Source organism: Streptomyces sp. DSM 106670 (assembly GCF_055792845.1).
In genome coordinates this window covers 4,557,846-4,573,834 of record NZ_CM147704.1, presented here as the reverse complement: position 1 = coordinate 4,573,834, position 15,989 = coordinate 4,557,846, and the positions used below count along the sequence as shown (strand labels likewise).

Here is a 15,989-nt window from a genome sequence, read left to right as displayed (position 1 = left end):
GAGGAAGAGTGTGGCGGCCACCACTGACAATCGGCCGGAGAAGCCCCGCGAGACCGCTCCGGCCTGCGGCTATCCGCGTCGCCCCGCAGGCCGCGACGCCTTGATCGAGTACATCAGCGGGATCCTCGGCCGGCCCGCCGGGAAGCGGTAGTGACCGTCCGCGTGGCGCTCCAGCGAGCCGAACCGCTGGAAGAGCGAGGAATCGTGCTCGTGGAGGAACTCGATCCGCAGACCGGCCGCGGCGAGCGCCGTCACCACCCGGCCCACCGGGTGCTGCCACTCGACGCTGCGGTTGTGCACCGTCGGGGCGTCGAAGTCGGCGTACGTGCCCGGCAGCTCGTCCACCCAGGCGTCACGGCTGAAGTAGTCGTCGGTGACCACCGAACCGGTCTCGGCGTCCATCGAGTCGGTCATCGGATGGAACTCCGCCAGGTAGAGGAATCCGCCGGGCGCGACCAGCGAGGCGGCGGTCTCCGCCCAGCGGTCGATGTCGGGCAGCCAGTTCAGCGCGCCGACGCCCGTGTAGACGATGTCGTACGCGGAGTCGGGAACGGCGGCCGGAGCGTCGTACACATCGGCCGCGACGAACGCCGCCCGGTCCGGGCCCAGCTCCAGCGACCTGGCCAGGACCCGGGCCGTCTCGACGGCGGGCTCGGAGAAGTCGAGGCCCACGACCTGGGCGGCGCCGTGCCGCGCCCAGGACAGGGTGTCCAGGCCGATATGGCACTGGAGGTGCAGCAGGGTCTTTCCGGTGACGTCACCGACCTCGGCCAGCTCGAAGGCGCGCAGCGCGTCCCGGCCCGCCCGGAACGAGTCCAGGTCGTAGAAGTCGCTCGCCGCATGGATCGGCACGCGCTCGTCCCAGCGCGCGCGGTTGGCGTCGCGCCAGTCGTCCGGAGTCGGGGAGTACATGAGCGGAAAGCTACCCACGGGTCCGGTGGAACGCGACTGGTTATCCACAGGGCGAAGGAGATCGGCAGGGCCGGCGGACAGGTTATCCACAGGGTCCCCGGCGGAGCGGCCGATCGGGTTGGATGGAGGGCATGAGCGAATCACAGAACGCCTCGACCGCGCCTGAGGCCCCGACCGCACCTGGGGCCTCGACCACGCCCGGGACCTCGGCCGCGCCCGAGTGGGAGCAGCGGTTCCGCGCGCCCCGGGTGTCCCTTCCCGACTGGGCCGAGGACGCGCCTGACCGCTCTCTGTTCGTCTCCAACGCCACCGGTACGTACGAGCTGTACGCGTGGGACCGGGCGAGCGGGCGGCAGCGCCAGGTCACCGACCGGCCGAACGGCACCACGGACGGCGTGCTGACGCCGGACGGCGAAGCGGTCTGGTGGTTCAGCGACACCGACGGCGACGAGTTCGGGGTGTGGATGCGCCAGCCGTTCGACGGCGGGGCGGACGAGCCGGCCGTCCCGGGCCTCGCTCCCTCCTACCCGGCGGGCCTGGCCATCGGACGCGACGGTTCGGCGGTGATCGGCCGCTCGACCGACGAGGACGGCACGACGATCCACCTGGTGCGGAAGCCGGGCGGCGAGCCCGTGGAGATCTACCGGCACCGGGAGTCCGCCGGGGTCGGCGACCTCTCCCACGACGGGACCCTGATCGCCCTGGAGCACACCGAGCACGGCGACGCGATGCACTCCGCGCTGCGGGTGGTGCGCCAGGACGGCTCCACGGTCGCCGAGCTGGACGACACCGAGGGCGGCACCAAGGAGCTGGGGCTCGCCGTGCTGGGCTTCGCGCCGATCGCCGGCGACACCCGGCTCCTCGTCGGGCACCAGCGCCGGGGCCGCTGGGAGCCGATGATCTGGGACCCGGTGACGGGCTTGGAGACCGCGCTCGCCGTCGATCTGCCGGGCGATGTCGGGGCCGAGTGGTATCCGGACGGCTCCGCGCTGCTCATCGAGCACAGCTTCGAGGCCCGCGGCGAACTGTGGCGGTACGAACCGGGGGCCCCGGAGCCCGTACGCGTGGAGACCCCCGCCGGGACGGTGTCGGGCGCCACGGCCCGGCCGGACGGCACGGTGGAGTATCTGTGGTCCTCGGCCGCGCAGCCGCCCGTGGTGCGCTCCACGAGCGGTGCGGTGGTCCTGGACCCGCCCGGGCCGAAGGCGCCGCCGTCGGTGCCCGTCGAGGACGCGTGGGTGGAGGGGCCGGGCGGCCGGATCCACGCCCTCGTGCAGAAGCCCGCCACCGGTGAGGGCCCGTTCCCGACGATCTTCGAGATCCACGGCGGTCCGACCTGGCACGACAGCGACGCCTTCGCCTCCGGTCCGGCCGCCTGGGTCGACCACGGCTTCGCGGTCGTCCGGGTCAACTACCGGGGCTCGACCGGCTACGGCCGCGCCTGGACGGACGCGCTGAAGCACCGGGTCGGCCTGATCGAGCTGGAGGACATCGCGGCCGTACGGGAGTGGTCGGTCGCGTCCGGGCTCGCGGACCCGGAGCGCCTGGTCCTGGCCGGCGGGTCCTGGGGCGGCTATCTGACCCTGCTCGGGCTCGGCACCCAGCCCGACTCCTGGACGCTGGGCCTGGCGGCCGTGCCCGTCGCGGACTACGTCACGGCGTACCACGACGAGATGGAGGCCCTGAAGGCGATGGACCGCACGCTGCTGGGCGGCACGCCGGAGGAGGTGCCCGAGCGCTTCGAAGCCTCGTCGCCGCTGACGTACGTCGACGCGGTGCGCGCCCCGCTCTACATCTCGGCGGGCGTCAACGATCCGCGCTGCCCCATCCGTCAGGTGGAGAACTACGTGGACCGGCTGGCGGCGCGCGACGCGGTCCACGAGGTGTACCGCTACGACGCCGGGCACGGTTCGCTGGTGGTGGAGGAGCGGATCAAGCAGGTGCGGCTGGAGCTGGAGTTCGCCCTGAAGCACCTGGGCGGGGGCGCGGTGGCCGGTACGGCGGGGTGAGCCCGGGCGGCGGACGGGCGTAAGGGCCGGATAAATGACGGACCCCGCTCCGGGAGCCCGGGGCGGGGAACCGTACCTTTGAGGGGTGTACCGGTTCCTGCTGACCCCGCGATGGTGGGGGATCAACCTCTTCGTCGTGCTGGCCATCCCGTTCTGCGTGTTCATGGGCACCTGGCAGCTCGGCCGCTTCGAGGACCGTGTGCAGTCGCACGAACAGGCGGAGAAGGCGCCCGATCCGAGCACCCGGGCCGCGAAACCCCTGGACGAGCTGCTGCCCGTCGACAAGGTGACCTCCGGCCGCCCGGCCGTCGCCACCGGCACGTACGCCGACCAGTTCCTGGTGCCCGGCCGTGAGCTGGACGACCGGCAGGGCTTCTACGTCCTGAGCCTGCTGCGTACGGACAGTGGCAAGGCTCTGCCGGTGGTACGGGGCTGGCTGCCCGGTTCCGCGAGCGACACCCGGGTGCCCGCCGCGCCGGAGGGCGAGGTCACGGTGACCGGCGACCTCCAGGCCTCCGAGAACACCAACAGCGACGGCGTCAACGTCCGGGGCGGGCTGCCCGAGGGCCAGATCGGCATGATCAGCGCCGCGACCCTGGTGAACCTCGTCCCGTACGACGTCTACGACGCCTGGGTGACGCTGCCCGAGGCCGAGGCGGGCGGTACGGGCGGTGCGATGAAGCCCGTGCCCGCGGCGGCCCCGCAGGGCAGCGGCCTCGATCTGAAGGCCTTCCAGAACCTGGGCTACACGGGCGAGTGGTTCGTCTTCGCCGGCTTCGTGCTCTTCATGTGGTTCCGGCTGGTGCGCCGTGAGGCCGAGGCCGTGCGCGACATCGCACTCGGCCTCGTCCCGGAGGAGCCCGCCACCGAGGAGACGGCGACCTCCTCGGCGGACGACGGCCGCGACGGGCCGTCCTCGCCGGACTACGACGTGGCGAGCACGCCCGTGCGGTAGATCGTGCCCGAGCAGGCGTTGGGGATCTTCGTCTCCGCGGTGGGCGCTCCCGTCTCCGGGGTGTGCGTCACCGCGACACTGCCCTCCGCCGTGCCCCCGCCGTCCTCCTGAAGCCGCTGCGCCTCGACGCCGGACTGTTCGCCGCTCTCGCCGACCGAACCTCCCGCGCCGTCCGCCGACGGGGTCGGCGTCGGTGAGGGGCCGGTGGTCGGGCAGGTGTCGGTCGGCACCCAGGCGAACTTGACCTCGTACGCCATGGCCGGCTTCAACGCCACCGTGCCCGGCTCCTGCGAGGGGTCGGGCAGACCGGGGGCCGCGTCGCCCGCGGCGTGCTGGACGACGCCGATCTTCAGCGGGTCGGCCGCGCCGAGGGCCGTGAAGCCCACCGTGCCGTTGCTGCTGACCGTGCACTCCTTGGCGGAGATGTTGGCGATCTTGAAGCTTCCGTAGACCGTGCCGTCGGCCCCCGGCGCGTCGGTGCCGGCGGAGGCGACGCCGAGCTGGCTCGGGTCGCAGACCGGCAGGGACGCGAAGTCCACGCGCGGGGAGTCGGGCTCCTCGCCCTTCTCCGCCCCCTCGGGGTCACCGCCCCGGCCTTCGGAGGGGCTGGGGTCCGGGTCGGCCTCGCCGACACCGCCCTCGCTCTCGCGCTCGGTGGGCCGCACGGTCTGCCGGCCGGGCTCCTCCGGGCCGCTCTCGTCCCCGTTGCCGCCCTGGGCCTGCTCGCCGTGTCCGGCGATGGCGGGGCTGGCGGTGGTCCGGCCGTCGGAGGTCGCGACGTGGACGAAGGCGGGGACGGCGGTGCCGATCAGCAGGGCCGCGGCGGCCGCCCCGACGACGGCCTGCCGCCGCCTGGCGCGGCGGGCGGGGACGGCCCGGTGGAGATGGTCCAGGGTCCCCTCGGAGGGGGTGATGTCGCGCACCGCGCCCTGCAGCAGGCGGCGCAGGGCCACCTCGTCCAGCTCGTCGGCCGTGGGCGCGGCCCGGTCGGCGGCGAAGAGGTCGGTCAGGGTGGCGAGGACATCGTCGTCGGGCGCCCCGGGGGCGTCGTCGGCGCCGAGCCCGGACTGCGCGGCCCTCCCCGCGGCGGCACCGGCCCCGGACCCGGACTCCGGGTCGGACTTCGGGTCGGACTTCGCGGCGGCGTCAGGGCCGGACCCGTGGTCCGCCCGTTCGGGCGGTGCCGGGTCCGGGGTCTCGTCCGGCTCGGGTCCCGCGCTCCCGGCGTGCGGGCGGTCCGGATCGGTGTGCGGAGTCTTCTCCGGCCCGTGGTTCACAATTCCGTTTCCCGTCGGGTCATTCTCGTGCCTGTGCTCGGGTCCCCGTTCGGGGCGCTGGTCGGGCCCGCTCATGCCTGGGCCTCCATCACGACGCGCAGGGCCGCGATGCCCCGGGAACCGTACGCCTTGACCGACCCCAGCGAGATACCCAGCGTCTCGGCGACCTGGGCCTCCGTCATATCCGCGAAGTAGCGCAGCACCAGCACCTCGCGCTGGCGTCGCTGGAGCCCCTTCATGGCCTTGATCAGCGCGTCCCGCTCCAGCTGGTCGTAGGCGCCCTCCTCCGCGCTCGCCATGTCCGGCATCGGCTTGGAGAGCAGCTTCAGCCCGAGGATGCGGCGCCGCAGCGCGGAGCGCGAGAGGTTGACGACGGTCTGGCGCAGATACGCGAGGGTCTTCTCCGGTTCACGGACCCGGTTGCGCGCGGAGTGCACGCGGATGAACGCCTCCTGCACCACGTCCTCGCAGGACGCCGTGTCGTCCAGCAGCAGAGCCGCGAGACCGAGCAGGGAGCGGTAGTGGGCGCGATAGGTCTCGGTGAGATGGTCGACCGTGGTTCCAGCTGCCACCGTCTCTTCAGCACCCCCGCGCTGCGAGGGCAACGAGGCCGGTCGCGCAGCGGGCATGGGCGCGATCACCGGCATGCCGCCGGGCGCGCGGGGCCGCCGGAGCGGACGCACCGAAGCGCCTCGCAACGGGCCCACCACTGTGATGTCGAGAACCTCTGCCACGCCTGTTGGACACGCTGCCCCCCGTCAGGGTTGTACGCGGACGGCGCCACGTTCGACGCTGTGCGACATGCCCTCATACGTACCTGCTCTTCCCCAAATGCCCCGTAATGGCGTCCAGCCACGCAGAAGTGACCGCATAGACGCCGCCCGGCCGCGGTGCGGTTGCAAAAAGGCCGGGAGATCATCGTCGGATACGACAACGCCCCAGCTCAAGAGGTTCAGACCAGCTAATTGCTCACAGGGCGTTCACAGATCCTACAAAAAAGATTCGATCATGCTCGGGGAAATTCGGCGGCGACCGATTCGGCGATCTGGGCCACGTTCAAAGCCGCACCTTTTCGGAGATTGTCACCGCAAAGGAACATTTCCAGGGCGCGCGGATCGTCCATCGACCGCCGGACGCGGCCCACCCAGGTCGGATCGGTGCCGACCACATCGGACGGGGTGGGGAAGTCTCCGGACGCCGGGCTGTCGAAGAGCACCACGCCCGGGGCGGTCGCCAGGATCTCGTGCGCCTTGTCGACGGCGACCTCGTTCTCGAAGCGGGCGTGGACGGACATCGAGTGCGTGGCGACGACGGGGACGTACACACAGGTCGCCGTGGTCCGCAGATCCGGCAGGCCGAGCACCTTGCGGCACTCCTCGCGGATGGCGATCTCCTCGGAGGACCAGCCGCCGCCGGCGTCCGTACCGGCCCAGGGCACGACGTTCAGGGCGATGGGTGCGGCGAAGGGGCTGTCCGCCGTGGACGCCTCGTCGCCGAGGGCCCGCCGTACGTCCCCGGGGTGGGTGCCGAGATCCGTACCGGCCACCAGGGCCAGCTGCTCGCGCAGGGCCGCGACCCCGTCCCGGCCCGCGCCGCTGACCGCCTGGTAGGAGGAGACGACCAGCTCGCGCAGCCCGAACTCGGCGTGCAGCGCGCCGACCGCGACGATCAGCGACAGCGTGGTGCAGTTCGGGGACGCGACGATGCCGCGCGGCCTCAGCCGCGCGGCATGGGGGTTGATCTCGGGGACGACGAGCGGCACGTCGTCGTCGAGCCGGAAGGCCGCCGAGTCGTCGATGACGACGACGCCCTTGGCGGCGGCGATCGGGGCCCAGTGGGCGGACACCTCGTCCGGCACCAGGAAGAGCGCCACATCGACGCCGTCGAACACGTCCTCGGTGAGTGCGAGGACCTCGCTCTCCTCACCGCGCACGACCAGCTTCCGGCCGGCCGAGCGCGGTGAGGCGACGAGTCTGACCTCGCCCCAGACATCCGCGTGCTGCGAGAGGATCCGGAGCATGACACCGCCGATCGCCCCGGTCGCGCCGACGACCGCGAGCGAAGGGCGGTGTCCGGTCATCGGCCGGTGCCTCCGTAGACGACGGCCTCGTCGGAGTCGCTGTCGAGACCGAAGGCGGTGTGCACGGCGCGCACGGCCTCGTTGACGTCGTCGGCACGGGTGACCACCGAGATACGGATCTCGGAGGTCGAGATCAGCTCGATGTTCACGCCCGCGTCGGACAGCGCCTCGAAGAATCCGGCCGTGACGCCCGGGTTGGTCTTCATACCGGCGCCGACCAGGGAGATCTTGGCGATCTGGTCGTCGTAACGGAGCGAGTCGAAGCCGATGGAGCCCTTGGTCCGCTCCAGGGCGTCGATGGCCTTGCGGCCCTCGGCCTTGGGCAGGGTGAAGGAGATGTCCGTCAGCCCGGTCGACGCGGCGGAGACGTTCTGCACCACCATGTCGATGTTGACCTCGGCGTCCGCGATGGCACGGAAGATCGCGGCCGCCTCGCCCGGCTTGTCCGGGACGCCGACGACGGTGACCTTGGCCTCCGAGACGTCATGGGCGACTCCGGAGATGATCGCGTGCTCCACCTGCTGGTCCCCTTGCGGCTCGTTGCTGACCCAGGTGCCGCGCAGTCCGGAGAAGGACGAGCGGACGTGGATCGGGATGTTGTAACGGCGTGCGTACTCGACGCAGCGGTGCAGCAGCACCTTGGAGCCGGACGCGGCCAGCTCCAGCATGTCCTCGAAGGAGATCCAGTCGATCTTCTTCGCCTTCTTCACGACCCGGGGGTCCGCGGTGAAGACGCCGTCGACGTCGGTGTAGATCTCACAGACCTCGGCGTCCAGCGCGGCGGCCAGCGCGACGGCGGTCGTGTCCGACCCGCCGCGGCCGAGGGTGGTGATGTTCTTGCCCTCCTGGCTCACGCCCTGGAACCCGGCGACGATGGCGATGTTGCCCTCGTCGATCGAGGTCCGGATGCGGCCCGGCGTGACGTCGATGATGCGCGCTTTGTTGTGGACCGAGTCGGTGATGACACCGGCCTGGCTGCCCGTGAACGACTGGGCCTCGTGGCCCAGGTTTTTGATCGCCATCGCCAGCAGGGCCATGGAGATCCGCTCACCGGCGGTCAGCAGCATGTCGAATTCACGGCCGGTAGGCATCGGAGACACCTGCTCGGCGAGGTCTATCAACTCGTCCGTCGTGTCGCCCATCGCGGACACCACGACAACCACCTGGTTGCCGTTCCTCTTGGCGTCGACGACTCGCTTGGCGACCCGCTTGATGCCCTCGGCATCGGCTACGGAGGAGCCTCCGTACTTCTGCACGACAAGGCCCACGTGCGCTCCTCGCTCAGTCATTACTGCGGTCGGCTCAGTTTAACGAGCAGCCCGGAATCGACCCGTCCATACCAGATGATGAGATGTCCCGCTCATCACCCGGTACGGCGTGTCGCTCCGAACTGCTCGTACGGGGCTGTTGCCCACCCAGCCCGCGAGCACTCCCGTTTGTGTCCCAGCCCACACGATCCGTACGGAAAGCGCGAGCCGGGACACCTCTCGTTACGGCAGCTGCCGGATCTCCGTCTCGGACAGCACACCCGCATAGGCGTACACGCTGTCCACGACGCCCTTCAGGTGCTCGCCCCAGCCCTCGGCGGTGCGGCCCCGGCCGAGCTGGAGCCCGCCGGTGCTCTTCCAGGCGGCGTCGAAGGTGGCGGTGCCGCCGTCGGACTCCTTCCACCCGTCGACGTAGAAGGACACCTGGTTCGCCGAGGCGTCGTACGTGACGGTGACCCGGTGGCCCACCCCGGAATCCCCGTCGGGCCACTCGATCCGGCGGAGCACGGTCTCCGGCGCACCCGGCTCGTCGGCGTGCGTCAGTACCAGGTCCCAGCTGGAGTTCTCCGGGTCGAAGCGCACCTTGAAGGCGTCGCCGTGCTCCCCGCCCTGGGAGATCGCCGTCATCAGCGTCGCCGGGGTGTCGTCGGTGAGCCGGACGCGGGCGCTGACGGTGAAGCTCCCCGAGGTGTCGACCACCGGGGCGTCCGTGGCGGCGTGGCCCGAGACCCCGTCGAGGCGCAGGTGTCCCTCGCCCTCCAGCGGCCAGTCCTGGACGCAGTCCGGGTCGAAGATGTCGCAGGGGTCGTCGTCGAGGCGGAAGACGGAGGCCCCCGCGCCCAGCTTCAGCGGCGCTCCCCCGGCCGACTCCGGCGCGAGGCCGTCCGGCGCGGTGTCCAGCGCCCAGTGGCCGGTCCGCTGCGCGGCCCGGGTGGCGAGGGCCGTCAGCTCGTCCGGCACGACGATCCGGTCGTACGCCCGTACGTCACCGATCTCGCCCTGCCAGCGGTCGCGGTAGCCCTGCGCTCCGCGCGCCCGGCCGATCTGGAAGGCGCCCTCGCCCGCCACGGGGGCGGCGGCCGTCTCCTCGCCGACGGCGCGGCCGTTGACGTACAGCCGGGCCGTACCGGTCTCCGCGTCGTACTGGCCGAGTACGTACGCCCAGTCGCCGGTCTCGGGCAGCCCGCCCGTGACCCGCGCCCCGCCGACGGCGAACGACCAGGCGGGTGCGGTGCCGGCCTGTGCCAGGCCGAGCGTGAAGGCGCGCCCGGTGCCCGCGTCCTGCGAGAGGACCGTACGGGTGCCGTCCACGCGCGCCGGCCGCACCCAGCCGCCGACGGCGAAGTCCTTCGCGGTGTCGGCGACGACCGGGGCGCCCGGGGTCAGGAAGCCGTGGCCCGTTCCGTCGAGCGAGGCGGTGGAGGTGAGCGGGGTGCCGGAGGGCGCGGGCGCGCCGAACGTGACCCCCGCACCGGCCCGGGCCGCGGTGCCGTTCTCGGCGGCGGCGGTACGGGATCCCGACGCGTCGGCGAGCGTCCACCGGGCCACCGGGGCGGGCCCCGCCCCGATCCGGAAGGTGTAGTCGGTGCGCGGGCCGCGGTTACCCGCCCGGTCCTGCGCCTGGACGGAGAGAGTCTGGACGCCGGACCCCTTCGGCACGAAGCTGATCTCGGCGGAACCGTCGGGCCGGACGTCGGCCATGCGCGGCGGCTCACCGATGAAGTTGTAGGCGAAGGCGACGACGTCCTCGGCCTGCGCGGTGAACCGGAACGTGCCCCGGACCCCGGCGCCGGGCGTCCACGTGTCGTCGTCCGGATAGTCGGAGGACGTGACGACCGGGGCGTCGGGCAGCGTGCGGTCGTACACGAACTCGCAGGGTGCGCCCGCCTCTTCGCTGCTCCAGGCGGAGGCCCCCGCGTCGTTGACCGCCCGCACCCGCCAGGACACGACGGTCTCGTCGGGGACGGTGCTCGGCAGCTGCCGGCTGAACGGAGCGGTGTCGCCCTTCATCCCGGTCGTCAGGGTCACGCGCTCCTCGGCGCCGCCCTCGCCCTGCCACCACGCCTCGAACTCGCCCCGGACCTGGCTCACTTCACCCGGCTGCCCGCCGCCGGGCCCGTACAGCCGCGCCGTCAGCTGCGGAACGGTCCGCACATAGGGCCGCTCGTCGCCTGCGACGCACGCCGCGCCGCCCGTCTCCAGATCGGCGATCCGCGGCTGCTTCGGCAGCCCGTCACCCGCCGCCGCCAGTACGGTGCCCGGCGTCGCCAGCACCGTCCCGGCGGCGATCACCGCCGCGACGGCAGCCCGTCTCGCCCGTCTCGCCCGTCTCTGTCCCGTACGTCCTGTCATGCGCGTTCCCCTCCCCTGTCCGGCCCTTGAAGATCGAAGATCAAGAGCTGAGGGAGACTAACAACCGCACGCGCCGGTCGCCCCCGGATATCCGCCCCGGCTTCCGCCCGCCGGGGCGACCGGACATCCAGGGCCGGGGCGGCCGGCTCAGCCCGCCGTCAATGTCTCCACGTCGAAGACCTGGGTGTTCTGCGCGGCCGCGATGCGCCAGACCCCGTCGTCCTTGGCGAGCACGTAGGTAGGCGTGCCCGGGACCGCCTCGGGGTGGGCGGCCATGAGCTCGGCGGGGTCCTCCTGGCCGTGGAAGATCTCGTCCAGGTACGCACCTCCGGCGCGGTCCGCCGGGCGCTGGCGGATCTTGACCGCGGCGATGTCGGGGCGGATGAAGAGGATCAGGTCGGCGGTGTACGTGGCGATCACCGGGGAATTCGCCTGCGGCGGCAGCACCTTGCGGGTGAAGGCACTGATCTCCGGCAGCCCGGTCAGCCGCTTGCCGTGGGCCGTGGTCCAGATGGCGTCCTCGCGGAAGCCGTCGAGGAAGGCATCGGGATCCGCGTTCAGCTGGGCCTCCTGCACACCGGCGACGAACGCGACGATGGCGTCGATGTCCTCCTGCGGGGCCGGGACGCCGATGACGGTGGGCACGGGGGCGGCGGGGGCGGCGGAGTTCGTGGCGCTCATGGGGAATCTCCCTGCGGAATGCGGCCGTTGGGTCGGCCGTTCACCCAGGAGCCTGATCCCTCGACCGCGGTTGAGGTCAAGGAGTCACCGACCTGGCGCTCAGGCCGCCCCGACCGTCCGGTCCCCCTACTCGATGGAGACCATCAGTCCGCGTACTCCTTGAGCCTATCGGTGTCGAGCGCGAAGCCGACCGGTTCGGGCAGCTCGACGACCGCGCCGAAGGGACGGGTGGTGGCGGAGCGGTAGGCGCCCTTCTCCGGCTCGGTGAAGACGGTGACCGAGCAGGCCTCGCGGTCCACGAGCAGGTAGACGGGAATGCCGGCGGCCGCGTAGCCGTCGGGCTTCTCGACGCGGTCGCGCCGGTTGGTGTCGGCGTCGTGGGAGGTGACTTCCACGGTCATCAGTACGCCGGTGGGGGCGGCCCACTCCCCCGCCCCGGCGAAGTGCTCGTCGGGCGCGAGAACGCCGTCCGGGCGGGCACGGCCCTTGCGGTAGGTCTCGATCGCGAGGCCCTGGTCGGGAAAGAGCGACAGTTCCGGGCGCCGCTGCATGCACTGCCTCAGCAGCCACATGACGATCGCCCCGTGGTTGCCGTCGGGCACGGGCTTGACCTGGACCTTTCCATGGATGAACTCCAGCCGCACCAGCTCGGGCGCTCGGCGGGCGAGTTCCTCGAACTCCTCGGTACTCATCTGGGGCTGGGCGGTGGTCCTGGGGGTCATGGCGTCGCCTCCTCGCCTCCATGGTGCACCGACCGGGATTTCCTGCACGCTCATCGGCGCGGCCTCGGGGCCGGAAGGACCGGGCGGGCCGTGGCCGAGCGGAGTTCGGCCATGCGGGCGGCGACGTCCACCTGGGCGCGCGGCCGGGCCAGGAAGGTGTCCGGCACGTCGCCGGTCAGGCCCGCCGCCTCGTCGCGGGCGATCGCCTCCTTGCAGTCGAGGCAGACGCCGTGGTCCAGCGTGGTCGTCGTCTCGTCCTCGTCGCAGAAGAGGCACATCATCACGACCCCCACGATCTGCTCGCGCGGGTGGTCCTTCTCCTGCTGGGGGGCGGGGCTCGGCGGCATCTTGGTCTCCAGTCGTTTACGGAGGAGGGGTCCGGCGGAGTGCACGGACTCCGGCAGGCCCGAGGTCAGGGCCTGGGTGATCTGTTCGCGGCCGGCGCCGCGCGCCAGCCACTCCCCGACCAGGTGTTCCAGCTGCACACAGTCGCCCTCGGAGAGCTGGAGCCGGGGCTCACGGCGGCCGAGCCCGGCGAGGACGTCGTACGCCTCCGAGCGCGGGGCGCGTACGCCGGGCTCGGGCCGTGGCTCCTCGGCCGCTTCCGTGGATGCGGATACGGCAGCGGGCGCGGGCGGCTGCCCCGGCGCGTCCAAGCCCCGGACGAACCGCACATGGGCGGCCCACCAGTCGGCGTCGCGGGCGGTGCGGGAGAAGTACGTACGCGTCACCCAGCGCATCTGGCCGTCGGCCACGGTGACATGGACCTTGATGCGGCGGAGGTGCCCGGCCCGGGTCAGCCGGTCGAGCGCGCTGCGGCACGCCTGCTGCCCGTAGTCCGGCAGCTCCTCGGCGAGCACCTTGTAGCCGATCGCCGCGCCTTCGGGGAGCCGGTCGATGTACGCGGCGATGGCCGCCTCACGCGGTTCCAGACCGGCGAAGTCGGCGGCGCGGGGCGGGGCCTGGTCGGGGGCGTCGCGCTTTCCGTACCCGACTTTCGCCATGGGGTGGGCGGGAGCGCGCAGGGCAGCACTAAGGTTGGCAGTAGCCATGGGGATCGGGCCTTTCGACAGCGACGATCTCTGACGGTCAGACCCCGGTCGGTGTTGTGAGCACCACCGGGGTTGTCCGTTTTACGGATTGTGGGTTGCTGTTCGTGAACCTAGAGCGTGCATACGCTCCGGCGCAACCTGGTCACCGAACGTCATTCCTGATCGAACTCGCGCAGCGTGCAGCGGAGTTCGGAACCTGACCGGGAAGGGTGGGTGGGCGGGTTGAACCCCACCACCCATTCCTACAGAAGAGAGCTCGGGGCCCGGGGCTCGCGACTCGGGGCTTGAGCCTCGGGCGGACCTGCGGAGTCGGCCCGTCTCCTCGATTTCCTCAAGCGGCTTGATCTCAAGGATGGTTGAGGTTCTAGCGTTCCCGATGTCGAACAGAGGGGCGTTGAGTGATGACGATGGTGGTGACCGGTGCGACCGGGAACATCGGCAGGGAGCTGCTGCGGCAGCTGTACGCGGACGGCCTCGGGTCCGGCGTCCGGGCGCTGACCCGCGACGCGGGACGGGCCGGGGCGGCGGTGCCCGACGGGGTGGCCGTGGTGGAAGGCGATCTCGGGCGGCCTGAGTCGCTGAAGTCCGCGCTGGCCGGGGCGCGTTCGCTGTTCCTGATCTCGGGGGTCGGCGACGACGCGGGAGTTCTGGACGCCGCCCGGGACGCGGGGGTGGAGCACATCGTGCTGGTCTCCTCCATCACCGTCGAGACCCATCCGCACCTCGGCCCGGCGCAGGCGAATCTCGCGGTCGAGCGCCGGCTGCGGGAGAGCGGGATGGAGTGGACCGTGCTGCGGCCGACGCAGTTCGCCTCCAACACCCTCTGGTGGGCGGATTCCGTGCGCGACGCGTCCGTGGTGCGTGTGCCGTACGCGGACATCGGGCTGCCCGCCGTCCACCCCGCCGACATCGCCTCGGTGGCCCGGGCCGCACTGACCGGGCCGGGTCACCGGGGACGGACGTACCCGCTCACCGGGCCGGAGCGGATCACCCCGCGCCAGCAGGCCGGTGAGCTGGGGCGGGTGCTGGGCCGGGAGGTGGCCTGCGTCGGGATCGGGCGGGAAGCGACGTACGGGCCGATGGCCGCGACGATGGGCGCCGAGGTCGCCAACAGCGTCCTCGACCTGATGGGCGGCGACGTCAACGACGCGCTGCTGACCGTGCACGACACCGTGGCCCGGGTCACCGGCTCGCCCGCCCGGCCCTACCGCCGCTGGGCCGAGGAGAACGCCGACGCGTTCCGGTGAGGTCGGGCGTGGACACCGACGCGTACCGGTGAGCCGGGCGGAGGCGCCGGCCCGGCCGCTTCACCGGGCGTGGACGCCCGCTACTTCACCGGGCGCAGGCCCAGCGGTCCCGCGATCTCCTGGAGCATCACGCGGCCCGCCTCCTCGGCGAGGTCGTCCTCGCCCGGGTCCTGGTCGGTGTCCAGGCCGTCCAGCTCCTCCAGGGGCTGGCCGAGGCGGATGTGGGCGACCAGCGACTGGAGGGCACGGAGGGTGGCGGAGGCGGTGGAGCCCCAGTTGGAGAAGTACGAGAACTGCCACCACCACAACGCCTCGGCGGTGCGCTCGGCGTCGTAGTGCGCGAGGCCGTGGCCGAGGTCGGTGACCAGGTCGGCCAGGTCGTCGGAGATCCGGTGCGGGACCGGGGCCTTGCGGGGCTCGTACGGGTCGAAGACCTCGGAGTAGACGTCGATCGGCTCCAGCAGCGCCGCGAACCGCTCGCGCAGGCCGTCCGCGTCCGGCTCCGCGCCGAGGTCCGGTTCGTACCGCTCGTCGGGCAGGACGTCCTCGTACGCGCCGAGACGGCCGCCCGCGAGCAGCAGCTGCGAGACCTGGAGGAGCAGGACCGGAACGGCCTCTTCCGGCTCGTCGACCTTGGACACCTCGGTGACCGCGACGATGAACGTCTTGATCTGGTCCGCGATCTGGACGGCGAAGTCGCCCGGGTCCTGCGTGACGGAGTTCAGCGTGGCGTCAGACATCGAGGGGACCTCCCGTGGGCGCGGTCACAGACGGTGAAGCGAAGGGCGGTACGTGCGAGGGCCGGGGGCGCACGGCGGTGGCGTCAGACATCCAGCAGCCGCCTCCCCTCGAAGGCGCGGCCCAGGGTGACCTCGTCGGCGTACTCCAGGTCGCCGCCGACCGGCAGGCCGCTGGCCAGCCGGGTCACCTTGAGGCCCATGGGCTTGACCATCCGCGCCAGGTACGTGGCGGTGGCCTCGCCCTCCAGATTGGGGTCGGTCGCGAGGATCAGCTCCGTGATGGAGCCGTCCGCGAGCCGCGCCAGCAGCTCGCGGATGCGCAGGTCGTCCGGGCCGACGCCCTCGATGGGGCTGATCGCCCCGCCCAGGACGTGGTAGCGGCCCCGGAACTCACGCGTCCGCTCGATCGCGACGACGTCCTTGGGCTCCTCGACCACACAGATGACGCTCAGGTCGCGGCGCGTGTCCCGGCAGATCCCGCACTGCTCCTGCTGCGCGACATTGCCGCACACGGCGCAGAACCGGACCTTGTCCTTGACCTCCAGGAGGGCGTGCGCGAGCCGGCGTACGTCCGTGGGCTCGGCCTGCAGGATGTGGAAGGCGATCCGCTGCGCGCTCTTGGGACCGACGCCGGGCAGCCTGCCCAGTTCGTCGATGAGGTCCTGAACAACGCCTTCGTACAACGGAACGCCTC

At 72.0% G+C, this 15,989-nt stretch carries 14 protein-coding genes; 3 read left to right on the top strand and 11 right to left on the bottom strand.

Annotated features, from left to right (window positions below):
- Positions 1 to 69: 69 nt before the first annotated feature.
- Positions 70 to 912: a class I SAM-dependent methyltransferase gene (locus ACSMXR_RS20185; protein ID WP_137235123.1), complete on the bottom strand. Its 843-nt coding sequence runs from the start codon at positions 910 to 912 to the stop codon at positions 70 to 72.
- 131 nt (positions 913 to 1,043) lie between these two features.
- Here ACSMXR_RS20185 and ACSMXR_RS20180 point away from each other — a divergent pair, with 131 nt between their 5' ends.
- Together ACSMXR_RS20180 and ACSMXR_RS20175 are read left to right on the top strand one after the other, a co-directional pair.
- Positions 1,044 to 2,921, top strand: a complete 1,878-nt coding sequence (locus ACSMXR_RS20180) for a S9 family peptidase (RefSeq protein WP_473169580.1) — start codon at positions 1,044 to 1,046, stop codon at positions 2,919 to 2,921.
- A gap of 85 nt (positions 2,922 to 3,006) precedes the next feature.
- Positions 3,007 to 3,876, top strand: a complete 870-nt coding sequence (locus ACSMXR_RS20175) for an SURF1 family protein (protein ID WP_137235121.1) — start codon at positions 3,007 to 3,009, stop codon at positions 3,874 to 3,876.
- Here ACSMXR_RS20175 and ACSMXR_RS20170 read toward each other — a convergent pair.
- The 8 genes from ACSMXR_RS20170 to ACSMXR_RS20135 form a co-directional block, all read right to left on the bottom strand.
- Positions 3,846 to 5,153, bottom strand: a complete 1,308-nt coding sequence (locus ACSMXR_RS20170) for a hypothetical protein (protein WP_473169579.1) — start codon at positions 5,151 to 5,153, stop codon at positions 3,846 to 3,848. The two genes, ACSMXR_RS20175 and ACSMXR_RS20170, sit on opposite strands and share 31 nt — an antisense overlap.
- 71 nt (positions 5,154 to 5,224) lie before the next feature.
- Positions 5,225 to 5,800, bottom strand: a complete 576-nt coding sequence (locus tag ACSMXR_RS20165) for a SigE family RNA polymerase sigma factor (protein WP_137235199.1) — start codon at positions 5,798 to 5,800, stop codon at positions 5,225 to 5,227.
- Between the two features lie 359 nt (positions 5,801 to 6,159).
- Positions 6,160 to 7,233 carry an aspartate-semialdehyde dehydrogenase gene (locus tag ACSMXR_RS20160; protein WP_473169578.1) on the bottom strand — a complete coding sequence of 358 codons (1,074 nt, stop codon included), beginning with the start codon at positions 7,231 to 7,233 and terminating at the stop codon, positions 6,160 to 6,162.
- Positions 7,230 to 8,501 (bottom strand): aspartate kinase, encoded by a 1,272-nt coding sequence (locus tag ACSMXR_RS20155; protein WP_137235118.1) that lies wholly within the window; start codon positions 8,499 to 8,501, stop codon positions 7,230 to 7,232. Before ACSMXR_RS20155 ends, ACSMXR_RS20160 begins: the two co-directional genes overlap by 4 nt.
- Before the next feature lie 222 nt (positions 8,502 to 8,723).
- Positions 8,724 to 10,793 carry a LamG-like jellyroll fold domain-containing protein gene (locus ACSMXR_RS20150; RefSeq protein WP_473169577.1) on the bottom strand — a complete coding sequence of 690 codons (2,070 nt, stop codon included), beginning with the start codon at positions 10,791 to 10,793 and terminating at the stop codon, positions 8,724 to 8,726.
- A 207-nt stretch (positions 10,794 to 11,000) separates the two neighbouring features.
- Positions 11,001 to 11,534, bottom strand: coding sequence for an SgcJ/EcaC family oxidoreductase (locus ACSMXR_RS20145; protein ID WP_030086980.1), 534 nt, complete (start codon positions 11,532 to 11,534; stop codon positions 11,001 to 11,003).
- Between the two features lie 143 nt (positions 11,535 to 11,677).
- A complete protein-coding gene (locus tag ACSMXR_RS20140) occupies positions 11,678 to 12,256 on the bottom strand; it encodes a Uma2 family endonuclease (protein ID WP_218525378.1) in 579 nt (192 codons plus the stop codon).
- A gap of 50 nt (positions 12,257 to 12,306) precedes the next feature.
- On the bottom strand, positions 12,307 to 13,308 hold the full coding sequence (locus ACSMXR_RS20135) for a hypothetical protein (protein ID WP_364885580.1): 1,002 nt from the start codon (positions 13,306 to 13,308) through the stop codon (positions 12,307 to 12,309).
- Between the two features lie 401 nt (positions 13,309 to 13,709).
- Here ACSMXR_RS20135 and ACSMXR_RS20130 point away from each other — a divergent pair, with 401 nt between their 5' ends.
- Entirely contained in the window at positions 13,710 to 14,555 is an 846-nt protein-coding gene (locus tag ACSMXR_RS20130) for an SDR family oxidoreductase (protein WP_473169576.1), read from the top strand.
- Between the two features lie 80 nt (positions 14,556 to 14,635).
- Here the strand turns inward: ACSMXR_RS20130 and ACSMXR_RS20125 are convergent, their stop codons facing one another.
- Together ACSMXR_RS20125 and recR are read right to left on the bottom strand one after the other, a co-directional pair.
- Positions 14,636 to 15,295, bottom strand: coding sequence for a DUF5063 domain-containing protein (locus ACSMXR_RS20125; RefSeq protein WP_030086974.1), 660 nt, complete (start codon positions 15,293 to 15,295; stop codon positions 14,636 to 14,638).
- Positions 15,296 to 15,378: 83 nt separating this feature from the next.
- Positions 15,379 to 15,978 carry a recombination mediator RecR gene (recR, locus tag ACSMXR_RS20120; RefSeq protein WP_381846653.1) on the bottom strand — a complete coding sequence of 200 codons (600 nt, stop codon included), beginning with the start codon at positions 15,976 to 15,978 and terminating at the stop codon, positions 15,379 to 15,381.
- Positions 15,979 to 15,989 lie beyond the last annotated feature (11 nt).

What these genes read in the sequence shown, in the direction of transcription:
- ACSMXR_RS20185 (WP_137235123.1), bottom strand. Translation starts at nt 912, where the DNA reads ATGTACTCCCCGACTCCGGACGACTGGCGCGACGCCAACCGCGCGCGC.
- ACSMXR_RS20180 (WP_473169580.1), top strand. Translation starts at nt 1,044, where the DNA reads ATGAGCGAATCACAGAACGCCTCGACCGCGCCTGAGGCCCCGACCGCA.
- ACSMXR_RS20165 (WP_137235199.1), bottom strand. Translation starts at nt 5,800, where the DNA reads ATGCCGGTGATCGCGCCCATGCCCGCTGCGCGACCGGCCTCGTTGCCC.
- ACSMXR_RS20160 (WP_473169578.1), bottom strand. Translation starts at nt 7,233, where the DNA reads ATGACCGGACACCGCCCTTCGCTCGCGGTCGTCGGCGCGACCGGGGCG.
- ACSMXR_RS20145 (WP_030086980.1), bottom strand. Translation starts at nt 11,534, where the DNA reads ATGAGCGCCACGAACTCCGCCGCCCCCGCCGCCCCCGTGCCCACCGTC.
- ACSMXR_RS20140 (WP_218525378.1), bottom strand. Translation starts at nt 12,256, where the DNA reads ATGACCCCCAGGACCACCGCCCAGCCCCAGATGAGTACCGAGGAGTTC.
- ACSMXR_RS20135 (WP_364885580.1), bottom strand. Translation starts at nt 13,308, where the DNA reads ATGGCTACTGCCAACCTTAGTGCTGCCCTGCGCGCTCCCGCCCACCCC.
- ACSMXR_RS20130 (WP_473169576.1), top strand. Translation starts at nt 13,710, where the DNA reads ATGACGATGGTGGTGACCGGTGCGACCGGGAACATCGGCAGGGAGCTG.
- ACSMXR_RS20125 (WP_030086974.1), bottom strand. Translation starts at nt 15,295, where the DNA reads ATGTCTGACGCCACGCTGAACTCCGTCACGCAGGACCCGGGCGACTTC.